Consider the following 19,058-nt stretch of genomic DNA (forward strand, 5'->3'; position numbering starts at 1 on the left):
AAAGATTTTGATTGGTCTTGTGAAACCAAGTTTTTTACACAAAGTGCGTGTGGGGTGTGCACACAACGCAAAACAAAGCTTATGGTCCTTTCAATGGAGCGGCTCATATTAAAATTTACCACGACCACCTCCTCCCGTTTTGGCAGCTTTTGATGCCATATTTGATGATGCACCAGAGAGGTGAGAAAGGGCACTTTTCGCGGTATTTCCACTCGTTTTAACTCCTTGGGAGATCATCGTGAAAATTTGTCCGCCTGAAGATATACCAGCGTTGAAGTATGGTCCGCCAGAGGCAAGTGCAGAAGCAATGCCAGGAAGCGCACGGAAGAGAATGGCTCCTACGATAGAGATTACAACAACAGGAGGGAAAAGATAATAGATTGAATCATAGGTTCCTTCGAGAACGTGTAAAATGATTTTACACATCAGTGTTCCAAGCATGATGACGAGAACTTGCAAAATGGTAAAATTGGCTAAAGTCGTAATCCATGCATCGGTAAATTTTCTGGTTGCATTGAATAAATATAAACTAATGAATAATGGTCCAAGACCTATAATCATAACAAGGGCAACTTGTGCAAACATTTGCACAATAAAACCACCAATACAAAATACAATAACAGCCATAATCATTAAAGAACCAAGAAGGCCAACCACGATCTTTTCAAGGAACCAAGCTCTCGCTAAAACGTCTTGATAACGAGAACTTGCTTGTAATAAAATAAAGTCAAAGACATTAGAGCTCGTGGGGTTGCTGTTGAGTGCATTCCCAATGGCGTTGACTAAATCATTGAAGAAAATGTCTTTGACATAGATGTTAAATGTATCCGCATTCGTTGCCATGGTTGTTACAACAACGATTTTTACAACATTGTTGAGCAGACTGTGCATAGAAAGGGCAGTGCGGCCTGTCATAACATTATAGCCATACAGAAAAATGAAAATGATCGAAGCAAGGTTGAGTGGTGCTGAAATAGCAGAAGATAATCCACTCACCGTTGTGTTCATTGCACTATCGAGCGGTGCTAAAATATAGCCAGAAATGCTTTCGAAGGGAGCAAAACTAAAGTCGGACATTAGAATTCTCGAGTTTTTCTTTTAATTTTTTCGCTATATCTTCATGTTTTTTTTGCGCTGCTTCTTCACTCATCTCCTCTTTTGTTTTTGCATTTTTTGCTTGAATCATACTTAAAGATTGAATCTTTAAAGTATCTACTTGAAGCTTTGCTTGAAGAATGGACAACTCTATTTGAAGTTGCTGTAATTCTTCTGGTTTTTGCGTTTCTGATGATTGGGCATTCCTCAGTTTTTCTTGTATTTCTTGTATTTTTGCTGTGGTTTCTTTTGTCCGTTCGTAAATATTTTCAGCTGTTTCTGAATTTGCGGTATTTAATTCTTGTATGCTCTCGAGAGTTTTTTTATAATATTCATCCACATTGGTTGTCGTTTTTGACGTTGCATGAGAGATGAAAGACAAAGATAAAAGCGTGACCAAGCCGTATTTTTTCATTGTTTTTTTCTCCTTTGGTGAAATATGGGGAGCCATTTTTTGGGGTCTGTTCCATATTCGTTGATGATTTGGTTCATGATTTCAATGTTTTTGGTTGTGCCGCTTAAGACAGCAATTTCATCATCCAACCCGCGTAGATTGAGTTCTGCAACGACAGAATTTTGTCCTTGTTTGATCAGGAACCGGCGCGATTCTCTGCTTAGTTCTGACTGAATAAGTTCAAATTCACGTTCAGTTAGTTTGAAATCTTCAACATAATCGTTGTAATTTGCTTTTTGATTGGGAAAAAAGATCTGAGTTGGACATTGTTCAATAATCGTGTGTGCGATTGTTGAGTTTAAAGCATCCTTTGGGCTTTGTGTTGCAAACAGCATCATACCATTTTGTTTACGGATCGTCTTGAGACGATCTTGTGCAAAAGCTTTAAATGAATCATCTTCCAAAGCTTTCCAGAACTCATCAATAACAATAATAATACGTCGTCCATCAATCAGATCGAGAATGCGATGGAATAAATACATCATCAAAGGGCGCCGAATTTCTTCATTGTCTAAGAAATCGGTCATGTCATAACCAATAAACTGAGCATTTAAATTTAGATCATCTTGATCGTTATCAAAGACCCAGCCTAAGGCTTCCCCTCTGATCCAAGGCTGCAGTCGTATGGCAATCCCTTCTTTTGAGGTGTTATCAAAAAACAGTTGAAGTGCACCAAGAGAACGTTGGGCACGGGGCAAACTTTCTAAGGAATCAATAGCCTTAGCGATATCTTGTTTTTCTTCTTCTGTTACCGTTTGTCCTTCAGTCGTGACGAGTTTTAAAACCCAATTGCGAAGAAAAATTTTGTTCTTCTCTGTGTATTCCATACCTTTTAAAGGAGCAATCCCTGTGGGGGACCCATTCTTTAAAGGTTTATATTTTCCACCACCTGCCCGTACAAAAATTTCCGCTCCTTGATCTTTATCGAAAAAAACCATTGTTGGATTGTGTTTTTGCAATTGGGTAAGGAGAAAATTAACAATCACTGTTTTACCAGACCCTGATGGACCACAAACAAAGGTGTTGCCAAGATCACCATAATGAAAATTAAAATAATAAGGTGAACCAGCTTGTGTTTTGAGCAATGCGACCGCAGATCCCCAAACGTTGTCGTTCAATTTGCCAACGGGAAAAGAATGAAAAGGTGATAAAGCTGCAAAATTTCTGCTGGTAATGGCACCAGAGCGCGCACGATAGCTAAAGTTTCCTGGTAGTTGTGCCCACCATGCGGCTTCTAATCCTAAATCTTCTCTGGCGATTACCGCCCCACCATTGGTCAAATGAGAGCGTGCCTTTGATAGATTTTCAGACAATATTTTGGGATGATCGGCGAATACAGCAAGAGAAATATGATGCTCGCCTAAAACAAAGCGATTGGATTCTAAATCATCAAGTGCTTCATCAAGCGCTTCAATTTGTGAGCTAGCACGATCGGCCGCATTAATCATTTGATTTTGTTTGCGTCCCATAATGGCACTGGCTGCTGCCTTGCTCTTAAAGACAAAAGATTGGGTTAAAATGAATTCAAACGGTGCTGTGAGTAACTCATCGGTCATACCTGGGCGGGTTTTAGAAGGATATTCTTTCCATCCAAATATACCTACAAAACGTTCATTGCTTTCATGGCGAATTTCAATAATTTCTTTTCCAAAAATAACGCGGTCTGAATAAATTGTTGAGGCAATGGTGCCAAATGTGAGGGGAATGCGCTCACGTCTTCCCCCCACCAATTGGTGTAAAAATTCACTTTGTTCAGAAAACAAAATGCCATCATGTTCATAAATTGACAAAAGGTGCGCGCCATAGGCTTCTAAACCTTGCATGAAGTCTTGGCTTAACTCTTCAAGTCTTCGAATAGCTTCTAGATCGGGCTCAGATTGTGTTTTTTTTGCCTTTGTTAATCGTTGAAAAAAGGAGACAAGTTTTTCTGTTTTATCGGATGCTGGATTCCAGATCAGGGAAACAAAGAGATCGTTTCTATAAAGTTCTTGCGAAACCATTTTCCTTTTGTATTTTTCATCAAGTGTTGCTGCAAAAGATGAAAGAAAACGACCCTCTGGATACAGCATTTCCCGCCGGCGGATGATATGAGAATATAATGCAACACGTTCATCCGCAATGTTCTTTAAAAGCGTGTTTAATTGGTTGTGTAGCGAATTTAACTGGTCAATATCGACGGTATCAAAATTGATCCCTTCAACGGCAATCACCGTCATTAAGCAGCGTGAGTTTAAGGCAATGACGTGTTGATTGACGTGGCGTATATAGGGAATATAGTCTTCAGGCAAAGATTCCTTTTTCATGATTGACATCTTCATCGCCTTAGTTCCTTATAAGTTCGAATAAGGCATAAGGGGGATGTCGATCCTCCTCCCCATCTTTTGATATTTTTTTGTTTTCCTCGGGTATTGAGCCAAGCAAATAATACGCGAAATTGATTGTGATCATGCTTTGTTACTTCACGTAAAACAAAGTGCATTCCAATACCAAGACCAATCATGGTAAAGCCACTTGTTAGAATAAAGAGAACAGATGTTGCCATGACATTAAGAGCCATTGCTTCCATGGTGACACCAGAAAACATGGTTGGTCGTGTACAGGCAAGGAAAAGAGTATCTTCGTTCATTTAAATACCCGTCAATTTGCCTACAAGGGCAGGGGCTCCAAAGACAATCCCAATGCCAATAATGCAGTAAGCTGCTTTGCGTAAATCAATAAAGCCGTACATCCAGCCAATACCCACGGCAGCAACACAGATAATAGCAATGAGCTTTGCTGTTGTTCCCGTCATCATCTTAACAATATTATCTAAAACAGAATCAATATTCCCAAACCCACCTGTTGTAGAAACCGTAGAAGCATAAGAAGGGTCTGATATAATAACTGTGTTTAAAAGAAGCATGATAACGATAAACATGATGTTCTTGGATATATTGTCTGTCATTTTACCTCTCTAAAAAGAATTATTTCTCCATTGACATCTCTTTGTCTCTTCAGATCGAAGTCTCTTTGTTCTCATGACTTATGGCTTCAATCATTCTTTGATCATTTTTGTCGTATAAAAGTTTTGATCGTGGTTTTTGCTCACTCTCAATCCCCTTCTTCAAGAGACAGAAGATTTTCATATTGAGATTGTGTTACATGAAAATGGCAATTTTAAGTTGTGTATCTTTAAAGATAGAAATATTAAAAAGTGTATTCGTCATATTTTTCTTCCAAAATATATTGAATACTCAAAACATCTTGCTTCCTATTCCTCGTTAAAAGGAAAGAAGAGTATTAATAAAGATATGAGAGGGTAAAAAAACGATGCGTTTTTTGAGCGTATGTATTAAGCGGATACGATTTAAACTGATTATTGTTGTTTATATTATAGGATCTCTATTATGGGGAATCATACAATATATAGACTTGAGTGTTCTCAAGACATTTACGATGAAAGATGTCCAAGATATTGTTGCTATGTCTTTGCAAGAAAAAAAAGCAACGACACCGGTCAGCAAACAGCAATTAGAAAACAATAAAGCAGCTTTTAATTTACCATCCAATGTTTCTAAAGTATCACCAAATATTGCTGATATGTCGTCGAGTGTTGTTCTCAATCATGTGTCCTTCTTTGAGGGCTCAGCCTCTGTAACCAGTGGCGTTACATTTAAATTGTTCACGCCTGTTGCGCAGTCTTGGCGTACACATATTACGCGTAGTGTGCATTTATATGGTGTGGATAGTTGTGCTCCGCGTCAAAAAGCAAAGTTAAATGATCAAGAATGGCCCTGCGGGGCTGTTACAACGGCTTGGCTTGTCACCAAAACGCTTGGTCAGACTTTATCCTGTAAGCAGGCGCTCATGCATAATGGTGTTTCTTATGCACAATGTTTTGTTCAAGGTGTTGACTTAGCTGAAGCAGGGTTGGCCGAGGGTATGTTGGTGCTTGCAAAAGAGACAAAAAATCCTATTCCAGTACAATATCGTCATGCAGAAGAAGCGGCGCGCAAGAAAAAAATTGGTCTTTGGTCAAGCAATTTCACTGAGCCTTCACAATGGCGGCGCGATCATGGATCTTACAATCCTTTTTCAGGATTTTGATAGATTTTGTGAAGAGATATCGTGTGATTTTTATATGAAACATCTTAAAAATAGTCTGAAATAAATTGCATGGTAATTTTAAAATCGTTACAGAGGATTTTTATACTTTTATGCAAAGAGAGGATAATATATTTTTTTCATGATAGGTTTTGTTTTAAAAAAGAGCTTCTCTGACTTCTGTCATTCATAAAAAGAGACTGTTATTTTGACGAATAGATTTCGTCTCATTCATAAATTTCCAGTTAAACAACTCAAGAAAGCAGATATGTTTGATAACATAGATAGCGCCTTTCATAATGGTTTAAAAAATTTATCGTTTGAGCTTTTTAAACCAAGCTTTTTCAACTCTCTCGGTGAAACCCGTGCGTTAAGATAGGCTGTTGGTTGTATTGAGGCACCTCTCTTTCATTTGTTTGGGGAGCGTCTATTTGGGTAAATAAGGTGCAGATTTTCAAAAGTGAATTGAGGGATTCTGATCTCTTCTAGAGAATCTCTCCTTGGTTCTTATCTTTAGGATTTCCCCTTCATTTTCTTCAATTTTTTCTTACAGACAAGAATTGATGACTATGTTCTCACTATGAGAAAAATGCCTGTTAAAGCAGACTTTTTTGATTTTATGAAAAGCGATGACTTTTTAAAATCTTCGTATATTCACCAAAATCACGCGTTAAAACCTTGTTTTTAGAACGCGCAAAGCTTTTGCTCTTGCGGTCAAGTTAACCTTGACATGGTATTCAATGGTGGTTTTAATCCAAAGTCAAACAGATTGTTTTTACATTTCCACATGGTTTAAAAAATATGATATTTAAAGGCGTTTCTTATGGCTCTAAAATGAAAGAAATATTACTTTTTTGATATGGGTTTTATACCTTCAAATTATGTTTTCTTTTAAAAATTTATAATTGTGTTTTCCAAAATTTTTCCAAGAAAGACTTTTTGCGTGCGTTTTTTCGCTTTAGAGCTGTTTTTGTGTGATGGTTTATTTTATTAAACGCGCGAGAGGGTACAATTGGGCAGCAATATTAAGCATCTTCAGGTTTATCAAAGTTTTGGAGCTGCGTGAGAAGAACAAAATACATCTCATTTATTCTGGCACTTATTTTTGGCAAGGGGACGCCGTTCGTCTCCCTTTAGGCATTGCATTTCTCCTTCAGGGTAAAGAAACTTTTTGTCTCTTCGGTTTATGCGGGGTCATGAGAGTGTGATTTTGTGAGTGCATGAAGAAAGTGTATAAAGAATTTTGAGAGGTCATCGCCTCTTATTTCTGCAAAGATGTTCAAACGATATTATTCCGATGCGTTGAATTATTTCTCAATTGAATTCCAGTGATGATTTCAAAACATATTTTGCATGAAGACGTCTTTATGGACATGGTCGATACCATTGAAAAGTTTTGTTATATTTAAGATTTTCTCGATAAATAGTGCACCATATTTTCGTTATTTGGTAATCGTTGCATTGGTCATGAAGATTTATCGTTTCTTGCATGTTAGATGCGGGTTTTGAATTTTTGAATATCAGCGGATTTTTTGCATTTTCAGTCTGTGATTGTTGAACAAAAAAACGCGTTGGCATTTTACAAATAAGATGAGTGTGTCAATATTATTTTAAAGGCGCAAGTTTCTTATGCCTCGTTTCAATGTAAGAGTTGTGATAACACGCATGCACTGGCAAAGAGAGTAATGGTGCTCCCTTTCATAGGTAAAATTTATATTGTGTGGGTCGTATTATAAAATGGACTTGGGCGCTATAAAGGTTTTTTTACAAGTGTGCGTATTTAACGTAATAGCGTTTTTCTAAGGGTATATATCTTTAAATAATGCAAGTTATAAAAGTGTGAAGCAATATGTATTTTCTATTCTTTGTTTTTCAGTGAGGGGGCATTTAAGGGAGGAGAGCTTTTCATATTTCTCTGACAAATGATTTGCTTGATCATGCGAACTTCTAAAACTCTTGAGGATTACTTTTTTATAATATTGATTTGTTTTCTTTTATAATAATACAAACTTGAGTATTTCTGAGAAGATGCAATATCATTATTTATAGAATTAAAGTTTTATTAGTAGAAACAGTGTTTTGGTGGTTTTTTATATGCGCTATTTCAAAATTTTTACAGCTTAATGGTCACCTGTTTGTTTTGTTATTTTGCGTAATTTATCTTATGTCATGGGCAGTGATGAAGAGAAACAAGGTGAAGTGTTGAGAAAGAAGGTGACAGAAGAATTATCTTTCGATAAGTAATCTTGAAGTAAAAGACAGTGTAATGAATAGCAAGATATAAGGCACAACATGAATGAACTGACCCATATTGATACCGTTATGGCACGTTATGATGCTGTTTTTTGTGATGTTTGGGGTGTTGTGCATAACGGCGTGCACGCATTTGAACCGGCGTTGAAAGCATTATACGAAATTCGACAGATGGGAAAAAATGTTATTTTATTGACCAATTCACCACGACCACGGGAAGATGTGGCGGCTCAACTCCAAAGCATGAATGTTCATAGTGATTATTATGATGCAATTATTACTTCAGGGGATGTGACGCGTGATCTTATTCGTGCTGCGCCACGTAAAGTTTTTTTTATTGGTCAGCAGCGTGATTTGAGGTTGTTTGAAGGATTAGACTGTGAATTGGTTGAAGAATGGGAGGCTTCTGTTGTGGTTTGTAGTGGTTTTCTTGAGGATCGTGATGAACAACCATCTACTTATGAGACTATGTTTGCGCGTATGCGTGCGCGGAAATTGCCTTTTATTTGTGCAAATCCTGATGTGATTGTGCATTACGGAAATCAGGAATTTTGGTGCGCTGGTGCTTTGGCGCGTCTTTACCAGCAATTAGGAGGAGAAGTGCGTATTGCTGGAAAACCCCATGCGCCTATTTATGCGTGTGCTTTTGAAACGTTGCAAAAAATTCGTGGAACAGTGGAAAAAAGCCAGATTTTAGCAATAGGCGATGGTCTCTTGACGGATGTTAAAGGTGCTATCAATTTTGGTCTTGATGTTCTTTATATCATGGGAGGTATTCATCGTGATGACTATATGCAAAATGGTGTTGTGGATAAGCAAGCGTTACAGTCTTTTATTAAGCGCCATGGTTATGAACCACAAGCAATAATGTGGGCACTTCAGTAATGGCTGATTTTTTACGTCTTCAGGGGGTTCATAGGGTTCCTTTGGCGTGGCGGGGAGCGGTCTTGGCACTTGGAAACTTTGATGGTGTTCACTGTGGACACCAAGTGGTGCTCCAAAAGGCGCTTGATTTAGCGCGCATAAAAAATAAGCCAGCTGTTGTTTTAACCTTTGAACCTCATCCAAGGAGCTTTTTTCAGTCTTCTTCTCCTGTTGATCGTTTGACCGAAGCTGCTGAAAAAGCTGAGATTTTTAAAACTCTTGGGTTTAAGGGGGTTATTGAACAGCCATTTGATGCAAATTTTGCTGCTCTTTCAGCGGATGAATTTATTCATGTGATTTTAAAAGAAGCTTTTGATGTTTCGAGTGTGGTTACAGGTGAAAACTTTCAGTTTGGTCATCAGAAAAGTGGTAATGCACACTTTCTTTACCAAAGGGGAAAAGAATTGGGATTTGAGGTTATTCAAGTCCCTTGTGTTTATTGTACACAAGATGAGAAGTCGTTGATGATTTCTTCCAGTTCTATTCGCGATTTTCTTTCGCAAGGTCAGGTAGAAATAGCAGCTCATTTGTTGGGGTATCATTATCGGGTGCGCTCACATGTTATTGAAGGCGAAAAGCTTGGCCGCCTTTTAGGGTTTCCTACTGCTAATCAGATGTTACCTCCTCAAGTTAGTTTAGCACAGGGTGTTTATGCGGTGCGGTTGCGTCGTGCTAGCGGTGTTTTACATGATGGGGTGGCAAGTTTTGGGTGTCGTCCAACGGTTATTAAAGATGGTGCACCACTTCTAGAGACGTATTTATTTGATTTTGACGACAATCTTTATGGAGAAAGTTGTACTGTTTCTTTCTTACAGTTTTTGCGCGGTCAAGAAAAATTTGACGGGCTTGAGCCTTTGATTGCGCAAATGAAACGTGATGAACAAGCAGCAAAAGAAACTTTGGTGGCAGCACAACCATTATCGCAATTGGATAAACTGCTTACTTTTGAAAACCTATCTTAAAGTTGATCTAAGAAAGATATAAGAGCGCAAAAAGTGGCTGTTAAACTGACGATGATCACGAAAATATAGGCTAAAATATCATGAAATATATGGTGTTTTCGTTGTTGAGAGGGAGAATCTAATGCGTGAAGATCTGATTTAAGCATTCTTTTTATCTTTTTTGTAAGATTATAAGATTTTATGATTGCTTAATTTACAGTTTGTTTCTTTATGATCCGTTAAGACAATTGCTTAAAGATAAGCCAATCGCTTGGGATGTTTTGAGCATTCTCTATGGAGTGATAAAAAAGTGTGCGTGCTATTTTAAAAACTGTTTTTCACGACTACAGTTTTCCTCCCTAAGCTTATGGTTTGCTCCTTCTGATCCAGTCAGATGTGTTTTTAAAGGCGGGCCAATTGGTAAAGGTGTTTTGAGCGTGTTCCATGATGACAATAGGCAAGAAGAGGCATGGATGCTGTTTTTAAAACTGTTTTCATGGTTTCAATATCGGATGGTTTTATGACCGGTGGTACGATAGGAATATGATATGCCTTTATACCATATTCATGTGCTGTTGTTTCAATAACGGAAAAGTCAGGTTGCTGGGGATCTTCTTGATCGGGGCGGTTACAAATAATTGTTTTAAAGCCTGCTTCTGCTAATGTTTTAATATTGTCAACGCTAATTTGGGCGCTGATAAAAATATCGGGATCAATTTGTTGTAACTGCATTTCTGTTTATCCCCAATTCACCATTTTCATAATGCTTTCTGGTGCGTTAAAAGAACCTTATAAGGGTAAATGTTTTGATGATATCTTAACAAAAAAGTTTCTTTTGTCGAGAAGGGGCGATTGTATTGAGAAAAATGAATCTAAAATGGGTAAAATATTTTATTGTATCTATTTATGATTTTATCTCATGAGGCTAAATGATTTGTAAAGGCAACAGCATGTTTGAGACAAACCAACAATATGTTTGAAACAAAAGATGATTAAAAACTCTATGCGTTGTATCTTCTTTTTTTATGTCAGGTGGGGACATATGTATTGTGCCTATCTGTTTGCGTCATTTCTAAAACAGGAAGACAAATTCATTTGGAGAAAGTATAAAGCTGTAATGGTAAAAATAAACTTCCATTTTTATCCTCATCCTTTAATTTGGTTGTGTGACTTTTAAAAGTATCTCAAGTTATATCTTTGTAATAACGGAAGTTATGTATTTGATGTTTTCGCATTTTTAATGGGGCACTTCCTTATGAAAAGTAGAACACTCTTGGGTTGTACTTTCACATGTTTTTTATAGAGAAATTTTGCTCCTAGGTTTATTTCATAATGGCATTCGTGAATGCTTGCAGTAAAGTTATTTTCCATCTTGATACTTGTAAAGAAGAAAGTTAGCACTTTTACTCTATTACTCTATTACTCTATTACTCTATTTTAGATCGTGGGTATTGCGGACAATTCTTGCATTGAGATAATTCATCAGCGACATTTTTACTCCTTTCTTGTACCGTTTCTACTTACATGGCAATCTCATTTGCGATGTGTAAGATGATGACTTGCTTCAACATAAACAGACTTGGAATGTGAGGCCTCTACGATATTGGGAATATTCACTTTAACATGCCAAACAATGAGTTATATTTATAAATCAGTACGATCTTACCATTTGCTCATCCGTGAGTATTGCGACTGCTCCTGCAGTAAGACGATTCATAAGTCGTATTTTACTTCTTTCTTGTAGCGTTTTTATTCCACCCCCAACCTTGTTTGTAAGGTACAAGTGAGTGATTTTCATTGGTTCAATATGAGATGATGAAATGATTTGTCGTGAGAATATTTTACAATATTCGGGGCTATGATTTAAATGAGAAATAATGAACTATTCTGATATATCTGTTTGTTGCTTGAAATAAAGGACTATCATGATTGTCCTTTAGTTATGTAATGGTGAGGAGGGGGATATGATTGTTGTCGTAGAGGGTGGATAAAAGCTGCTTTTTTTCTGAGGTGGCTGTAAAATAAGAGACTATTTTCAATAATCTTTCTAGATTTTATGATCTCATTGAGAAATTTTGCAACAAAATGACTTTGTACATGATGTACAATGGTCACTTTAGTTAGAGACCGGAGAAAGTGCTCTTTATAGTGCCAGAAATGTGACTTTTTCTTTTTATTAAGTGGGTTTGCAGTACATGCCAAGGGTAAGAATGTTTCTCACATTCAGTGGTTACTGTATAGGGAGCATGGCTGTTGTTTTTTTGTGCAATTGTTTTGATCATGGTCTTAAGAGAAGAAATTGTTTTGCTTGCGTTTGATATTTTCCCCTTTTATTGTTTTTTGTATAATCGTAAAAACGACAAAACTGAAAGGTGTCATGAATGATTATTGGCTCCTTGAATTAAAAGGGAGGAGTGGGAAAAACGGACATTAAGTGTGAAACTCGCTGCTCGTTTTGCACGGACAGGAGAACGCGTGTTGCTTATTGATGTTGATCTGCAAGGGAGTGCGTTGGATTAGGCAACCGCGCGTGAAGGTGCTCTCTTATTTCCAGTTGTCGGTTTGTCACGTACAACGGTTTACAAAGAGATTACACAGATTGGTTATGATTACGATCATATCATTATTGATGGTGCTCCACGCGTGACAGATCTTGTACCCAGTGCTCTGATGCCTTCAGATTTCGTGTTTATTCCTGTGCAACCTAGTCCATATGATATTTGGGCTGCTGATGGTATTGTAAAACTGATTGATGAAGCGCGTGTCTATAAGGAAAATCTAAAGTCCGCTTTTGTTATTCATCGTAAAATAGTCAATACAGCAATCGGGCGTGATATGGGAGCAGCCCTTGGCGTTTATCTTGTGCATGTTTTCTCTGTGACTGTTGCACAGCGTGTGATTTTTGCTGAAGCGACAGTACAGGCGAAGGCTGTTTATGAAGTTGATAAACAAGGACTAGCAGCAGAGACTGAATCGGTTTCTGCAGAAATAAAGGAGTTCGCACGATGCGTAAAAAATTAAGATTGGCACGAAGCCAACCAATAAATCAATTCCTTTAACGGTGGATGCATGGGGGAAAAACATTAAGGTAAGAGGGAGAAAGGAATGAAGCGTCTTACGATTGATATACCAGAAAGTTTACATCGTTTGATTAAGATGAGCTGTGCGAGTTGTGGAACAAAAATAGCCGATGAGGTTCCGCGAATTGCTGGCACAGAAATACGGAAAACTGTAAAAAATGATATATGATAATCCGTATCAGGTGCGCTCACATGTTATTGAAGGGGGGAAAGCTTGTCCGCCTTTTAGGGGTTTTCTACTACTAATCAGATGTTTCCTTCTCAAGTTAGTTGAGCACAGGGTGTTTATGTGGTGCGGTTGCGTCGTGCTCGCGGTGTTTTACATGTTTTCTTGGTTTGTTTCTTTTAAAAAAAGCAGATATTATAAATATAGAGTGGTGATGGTTTCCATTATAATCGTTTTACGTTTATGAACAAGCACGCTGGTACCCTCATTATAACTTTGCTAGCTCATAGATGTCGTGACAGCTCTTGTCTTAAGATAATTCATTAAGAGGTATTTTTAGTTCTTTTTTGTGCAGATTTACACTTATCCCACTTGTTATGCAGTGACAGAAGAAATGCATAATGAAGAAGAATGGACTCAAATTTCTGATTAAAAGTGTCTTCCAGCTCGCGGCATTGAAGTTGGGCATATTTTTCACTTTGGTACAAAATACTCTGCTCCAATGAGAGCCAAAATGGTGGGACAAGATGGAAAAGAACATGTTGTTTTTATGGTATCTTATGGATTGGACTTTTATGTCTTGTTGCAGCAGCTATTCAAGCTTCTTATTATTTATGGGCAAGCAAGTCGTTTTGATCGCTTCAATCTAAACCGGTTTGGAATAAAAAAATCTTATGTTATTTGGGGTTCTCAATCGATATGAAAAACAGTGAACTATGATTATAAATCAATGTCTTGCCTGATTATACACTATTCAGTCGTGCAGAAAAACTGAAAGTTTCTAAATAAGTGTCAGCTGTGGGGCTAGAGTTTGTTCATGCACAACTCTATGATAAATCAAAAACATTTGTTGATTTTACCATTGGCGATGGTGTTAATTTCGCTATGGCTGATAATATTTTCTTTTGCTCTATTTTTCTGTGTCTCGGATATTGTTACTTGGGTTTTTGTGAAAAAGTCTTTGAAAGAAAGTGAAGAAACATATTTATAAAATAATCACTTTTATATTGGCTATATTGGCATTGCCTATAAATTTGTTTCTGTGTGAAATAAACTCCAATTGAGTGCGAAATTGAATTATAATGAAAATAAATTTCTAAAAATCTGTATTTTTTGTAGAGCTTTTATTTTTTTGTGTATGTGACATTTTTGCTACAGATATTTAGATACAGATGCACTATATACTATTCGTTTTGGATATTTGGAGATAATTTATGAGTACAAAACGTTTAGTTACAACATCTATTTTTGCTTTGGTTTCAGCTTCTGCAGTGCAAGCCGCTGATGTTATGATTCCGCATCAACCAACACCTGTTGCGTCGTCAACTTTTGTCGCTCCTGCTTTTAGCTGGACGGGTCTTTACTTGGGTGGTCAAGTCGGCGGTTTTTCGAGCAAGGCTGATATGAGTATTATTGGTAAGCACAAAACTGTTCCATTGAGCAAGGATTTATCCCCTAAACTTTCAGGTTTTGAAGGTGGTGTTTTCGCTGGTTCTAATATTGACCTTGGTGATAACTTTGTTTTGGGTATCGATACAGATTTCATTTGGTCTGGACAAAAACATAGCAAGACGATTACGATAAGTGCACCGCATAATGCAACAATAGACGGCGCCTTAGCAAGGGCGCGTAGATCAACGTCAGCAACGCCGACGACGACACCAACACCAACGTCGACAGAAGTCCCTCCAAGCCCTCCACAGACAGCTGCTGCAAAACCAGTGCCTGTAAAACCCGCACCTGCACAGCCAGTTCTGACAAAACCAGTGGCATCACAGTCAGCGTCTGTATCTACACAGACACCACCTGCACAACCAGCGGTGGGATCAGAAACACCAAAAGCACCAGCAGTACAGTCAGCTGCAGGAAGATCAGCGTCATCAGAACCGGCGCCTGCGAAACCAGCTTCGGCGCAGACAGCAGCTGCAAAATCAGAGACGATAAGGTCATCAGGAGGAACGGTAGAGACAACGGTACCGACACAACCATTGGTATTAGCAAGATCAGGGTCGGGGGCTGTAACAGGACAACCAGCTGCATCGGGAGAAGTGGTAACCAGTGGAGCAAGAGCGCCTAGTCGTAGTTCATATAGCGCATATGGTAGCGGTGCATCTAGTAGTGGTGCTCATTCGCAAGCTGGTGCACATCATAGAGCTCATGCAGGTTCTGGTGTGTATCCACATGGTGCATCTGGTAGTGGCGCTCATGGTGTTCATCCGCATGTTGGAACAGCTTCAAATCCACATGGCCCTCATTTGTATGGTTCTCACTCCCATGCTGCTGCAGGAATGGCTGGAGGCGGTGCTCAAGCTGCACAAGCCGCGAATAAGAATGATGCTGCCGGTGTTTATGGTATAGAACAAATAAAAGAGATGGCTTCTGAACTTGGTATAGAAAGAGAGGGTGAGGTTGCAACTCTCAGCCATACTCTCAAACAAAACTGGTCAGGTGCCACACGGGTTCGTATCGGTTTTGCTGCTGATCGCTTTATGCCTTATATTGCTGGTGGTATTGCTTATGCACAGCTTCAGGATGCTGTATCGGTCTCGTTTAAGAAAGAAGGTGGAAAAGAGAGTTCTAAAAACCTGACGGATGAAACGAAGACAATGATTGGTTATACGCTTGGAGGTGGCGTTGACTTTGCGGTGTTAGATAACGTTATTGTGCGTGCCGAATATCGTTACTCTGATTTTGGTAAAAAGAAATTTGCGAAAGAAAAACTTGAACTTAGTTATAAAACCAATGATTTCCGCGTTGGTGTTGCTTACAAGTTTTAATTTTGTGCAAAATGAAATGGTGAGCACACAATAAATTTTTAAGAAAATTATTAAGAGGCTCTGCCAATGGTGGAGCCTTTATTTTTTGAGAAAATCATTTTTAGGTTTCCTTTCTTCGTAGTTTCATGATAAAGCCCGTGAACCGTGATGATATATTTTCTTGATCGCTGCTTAATACGAATGATAAGCTCGGCTTTCCCCATAGATCAAAAAACCAGAGTTGCAGGGTTCAGGGAAGTTATGCAAAAATGAAATCGTAAAAGTGGACAGGAATATTTCACAATGGCTGTGAAAAATGAAACAATAGATTATTCAAAAACTCTTTATCTCCCACAAACAAATTTTCCTATGCGTGCAGGGCTGCCGCAAAAAGAACTTGAACTCATGGCGCGGTGGGAGGAGATAGGGCTTTATGCTCAATTGCGCCAGCAAGCGAGAGAGAGACCACTTTATATTCTTCATGATGGTCCGCCTTACGCGAATGGCCATATTCATATTGGTCATGCCTTAAACAAAGTCCTCAAGGATGTCATTGTTCGTTCATTTCAAATGCGTGGTTTTAATGCAAACTATGTCCCTGGTTGGGATTGTCACGGGCTTCCGATTGAATGGAAGATTGAAGAAAAATATCGTGCGCAAGGGAAGAATAAGGACGAGATACCCCTTAATGAGTTTCGTCGAGAGTGCCGTGAATTTGCACAAAATTGGATCAATGTTCAAAGTGAAGAATTTAAACGTCTTGGTGTTGTTGGAGATTTTAAGACACCCTATACGACAATGGCTTTTCATGCAGAAGCACGGATTGCCGGTGAATTGATGAAATTTGTTATGTCAGATCAGGTCTATCGTGGTTCAAAGCCTGTCATGTGGTCTGTTGTTGAGCGTACAGCTTTAGCTGAGGCAGAAATTGAATATCATGATCATGAGTCAGAGGCCATATGGGTTAAGTTTCCTGTTTTTGAAACAGATTCCAGCGATTTACAGGGGGTTTATATTGTCATTTGGACAACCACTCCGTGGACGATTCCCAGTAACCGCGCTGTGAGTTATTCTTCACAGATTATGTACAGTCTTTATGAAGTTGAAAGTGCGGAAAATGACTTTGGTCCTCAAGCTGGCGAAAAACTTCTTTTTGCTGATGCTTTGGCTATGAGTTGTGCTGAAAAAGCAAAACTGGTTTTGAAGCGTTTGCGTGCTGTGACTGCTGATGAGTTAAAAAGGCTTGTTCTTTCTCATCCGCTCAAAGGCCTGGCTGGGGGATATCATGATAAGATTGCACTGCTTGATGGTTCGCACGTAACAGAAAGTGCTGGTACCGGTTTTGTTCATACGGCACCAAGCCATGGGCGTGAAGATTTTGAGATTTGGAATGCTTCTAAGCCCCTGTTGGAGAAGATGGGGATTGATTCGTCTATACCATTTCCTGTTGATGATGCTGGTTTTTATACGAAAGATGTTCCTGGTTTTGGTCCAGACCGTGAAGGGGGCCCTGCACGCATTATTGATGATAATGGAAAAATGGGGAATGCCAATAAAGAGGTTATTAATGCTTTAATAAAAGCGGATCGATTGTTTGCGCGGGGGCGTTTAAAGCATTCCTACCCGCACAGTTGGCGTTCAAAAAAGCCGGTTATTTTCCGTAATACACCACAATGGTTTATTTCAATGGATAAAGATCTTGGAGATGGTTCAACTTTACGCAGTCGCGCTTTAGACGCGGTTTCGATGACGCGCTTTGTTCCTCCTTCTGGTCAAAATCGTCTTGCTTCGATGATCTCGGATCGTCCTGACTGGGTTCTTTCTCGTCAAAGATCTTGGGGTGTTCCTATTTGTATTTTTGCTGATGAAAATGGCGTTGTTCTTAAAGATGAAAAAGTCAATGAGCGTATTTTGCAAGCTTTTGAAACAGAAGGAGCGGATGCTTGGTTTGCTGAGGGAGCGCGTGAGCGTTTTTTAGGCGAGCGTGCACACGAGCCTTGGGTTCAAGTTCATGATATTCTTGATGTGTGGTTCGATTCTGGAACAAGCCATAGTTTTGTCTTAGAAGATCGAGATGATTTGCAATGGCCTGCTGATGTTTATTTTGAAGGGTCTGATCAACATCGTGGGTGGTTCCAATCATCTCTTTTGGAAAGTTGTGGTACGCGTACGCGTGCTCCCTATAAGGCGGTGGTCACACACGGTTTTACGTTGGATGAAAATGGTAAGAAAATGTCTAAATCCTTGGGCAATACCGTTGTTCCACAAGAAGTCATTAAAACATCTGGTGCTGATATTTTTCGTCTCTGGGTCATGACAACTGATTATTGGGAAGATCAACGTTTAGGGAAAAAGATTCTTCAAACAAATGTGGATTCCTATCGCAAATTACGGAATGCCATTCGTTGGATGCTTGGAACTTTAGCACATGATGAAGAAGAGGAGATGCCTTATGATGCACTCCCAGATCTTGAAAAGTTTATATTGCACCGGCTTTTTGAGTTGGATCAATTCATTCATCACGCTTATAATGCGTTTGATTTTAAAAAGATTATGCGTGCATTGTTAGATTTTTCAATCATTGAATTATCGGCATTTTATTTTGATATTCGCAAGGATTCTCTTTATTGTGATGCACCTTCATCAAAGAAGCGTAAAGCTTCTTTACAAGTTATCCGTGAGATTTTTAAGCGCATGGTAACATGGCTTGCTCCAATGTTGCCTTTTACGATGGAGGAGGCTTGGTTAGAGTGTTATCCAGAGAGCCAATCGGTGCATTTGGAACAGTTTTACAGTGCGCGAGAAGAATGGAACAATGAACCTCTTGCTGAACGTTGGAAAAACATTCGGCAAGTTCGTAAAGTTGTGACAGGTGCTTTAGAGCTTGAGCGAGCTGATAAACGTATTGGGTCATCTTTAGAAGCCGCGCCTATCGTTTTCATTTCTAATCCCGTGTTATTAGAAGCCTTAGAAAATTTGGATATGGCTGAAATTTGTATCACTAGTGCTCTCACAATTCAGCAGGGTACAGCGCCTGCAGATGCTTTTACTTTGAATGATGTGGAAGGTGTTGGTGTGTATCCAGGAAAAGCTTTAGGGAAAAAATGTGCTCGATCGTGGCGTTATACACAGGATGTTGGGAGTGATGTGGATTATCCTGATGTCTCTGCTCGTGATGCAGCTGCTTTGCGGGAATTAAAGAGGCTTGGCAAGATTTAAAATTTTTAAGGCGATGGGGCAGGGCTTGGGCGTGTTATGACTGTTTTTATTCTGTCATTGATGCATATCGCCTTTTATGATATGAAA

11 protein-coding genes and 3 pseudogenes are annotated in these 19,058 nt (G+C 38.8%); 8 read left to right on the forward strand and 6 right to left on the reverse strand.

All coding sequences use genetic code 11. The features are described 5' to 3' along the window. Positions 1 to 108: 108 nt before the first annotated feature. Genes ABID23_RS03210 through ABID23_RS03230 form a run of 5 tightly spaced genes read right to left on the reverse strand, consistent with a single transcriptional unit; the run spans position 109 to position 4,493 of the window. Positions 109 to 1,077 (reverse strand): TrbL/VirB6 family protein, encoded by a 969-nt coding sequence (locus tag ABID23_RS03210; protein WP_354189274.1) that lies wholly within the window; start codon positions 1,075 to 1,077, stop codon positions 109 to 111. Beyond that, positions 1,064 to 1,510 (reverse strand): TrbJ/VirB5 family protein, encoded by a 447-nt coding sequence (locus tag ABID23_RS03215; protein ID WP_354189276.1) that lies wholly within the window; start codon positions 1,508 to 1,510, stop codon positions 1,064 to 1,066. The genes ABID23_RS03210 and ABID23_RS03215 overlap by 14 nt, the downstream gene beginning before the upstream one ends. Beyond that, positions 1,507 to 3,861 carry a VirB4 family type IV secretion/conjugal transfer ATPase gene (locus tag ABID23_RS03220; RefSeq protein ID WP_354189382.1) on the reverse strand — a complete coding sequence of 785 codons (2,355 nt, stop codon included), beginning with the start codon at positions 3,859 to 3,861 and terminating at the stop codon, positions 1,507 to 1,509. Before ABID23_RS03220 ends, ABID23_RS03215 begins: the two co-directional genes overlap by 4 nt. Positions 3,862 to 3,863: 2 nt before the next feature. After that, positions 3,864 to 4,175: a VirB3 family type IV secretion system protein gene (locus ABID23_RS03225; protein WP_354189278.1), complete on the reverse strand. Its 312-nt coding sequence runs from the start codon at positions 4,173 to 4,175 to the stop codon at positions 3,864 to 3,866. Next, positions 4,176 to 4,493: a TrbC/VirB2 family protein gene (locus ABID23_RS03230; RefSeq protein ID WP_354189280.1), complete on the reverse strand. Its 318-nt coding sequence runs from the start codon at positions 4,491 to 4,493 to the stop codon at positions 4,176 to 4,178. A gap of 365 nt (positions 4,494 to 4,858) precedes the next feature. Here ABID23_RS03230 and ABID23_RS03235 point away from each other — a divergent pair, with 365 nt between their 5' ends. The 3 genes from ABID23_RS03235 to ABID23_RS03245 all read left to right on the forward strand — a co-directional run bounded on the left by ABID23_RS03235 (position 4,859) and on the right by ABID23_RS03245 (position 9,771). After that, positions 4,859 to 5,635 carry a hypothetical protein gene (locus tag ABID23_RS03235; RefSeq protein ID WP_354189282.1) on the forward strand — a complete coding sequence of 259 codons (777 nt, stop codon included), beginning with the start codon at positions 4,859 to 4,861 and terminating at the stop codon, positions 5,633 to 5,635. A gap of 2,289 nt (positions 5,636 to 7,924) precedes the next feature. After that, a complete protein-coding gene (locus tag ABID23_RS03240; protein ID WP_354189284.1) occupies positions 7,925 to 8,770 on the forward strand; it encodes a TIGR01459 family HAD-type hydrolase in 846 nt (281 codons plus the stop codon). Further along, entirely contained in the window at positions 8,770 to 9,771 is a 1,002-nt protein-coding gene (locus ABID23_RS03245; protein ID WP_354189287.1) for a bifunctional riboflavin kinase/FAD synthetase, read from the forward strand. Before ABID23_RS03240 ends, ABID23_RS03245 begins: the two co-directional genes overlap by 1 nt. Before the next feature lie 381 nt (positions 9,772 to 10,152). Here ABID23_RS03245 and ABID23_RS03250 read toward each other — a convergent pair whose 3' ends face one another. Continuing rightward, positions 10,153 to 10,482: a protein tyrosine phosphatase family protein gene (locus tag ABID23_RS03250; RefSeq protein WP_354189289.1), complete on the reverse strand. Its 330-nt coding sequence runs from the start codon at positions 10,480 to 10,482 to the stop codon at positions 10,153 to 10,155. Between the two features lie 1,682 nt (positions 10,483 to 12,164). On the opposite strand from ABID23_RS03250, the pseudogene parA reads away from it, so the two are divergent. The 5 genes and pseudogenes from parA to ileS all read left to right on the forward strand — a co-directional run bounded on the left by parA (position 12,165) and on the right by ileS (position 18,971). Beyond that, positions 12,165 to 12,771, forward strand: a pseudogene (parA, locus tag ABID23_RS03255) (ParA family partition ATPase). Next, positions 12,767 to 12,985 (forward strand): annotated as a pseudogene (locus ABID23_RS03260) (hypothetical protein). The pseudogenes parA and ABID23_RS03260 overlap by 5 nt, the downstream one beginning before the upstream one ends. A 387-nt stretch (positions 12,986 to 13,372) precedes the next feature. Continuing rightward, positions 13,373 to 13,605: pseudogene (locus tag ABID23_RS03265) on the forward strand (proline--tRNA ligase); the annotation flags it as partial. A gap of 605 nt (positions 13,606 to 14,210) precedes the next feature. Beyond that, positions 14,211 to 15,773 carry an outer membrane beta-barrel protein gene (locus tag ABID23_RS03270; RefSeq protein ID WP_354189291.1) on the forward strand — a complete coding sequence of 521 codons (1,563 nt, stop codon included), beginning with the start codon at positions 14,211 to 14,213 and terminating at the stop codon, positions 15,771 to 15,773. Positions 15,774 to 16,055: 282 nt separating this feature from the next. Then, positions 16,056 to 18,971 (forward strand): isoleucine--tRNA ligase, encoded by a 2,916-nt coding sequence (ileS, locus tag ABID23_RS03275; RefSeq protein WP_354189293.1) that lies wholly within the window; start codon positions 16,056 to 16,058, stop codon positions 18,969 to 18,971. Positions 18,972 to 19,058: the final 87 nt, after the last annotated feature.

It is taken from the genome of Bartonella silvatica, from assembly GCF_040545155.1.
In the GTDB taxonomy this organism is placed as follows: domain Bacteria; phylum Pseudomonadota; class Alphaproteobacteria; order Rhizobiales; family Rhizobiaceae; genus Bartonella; species Bartonella silvatica.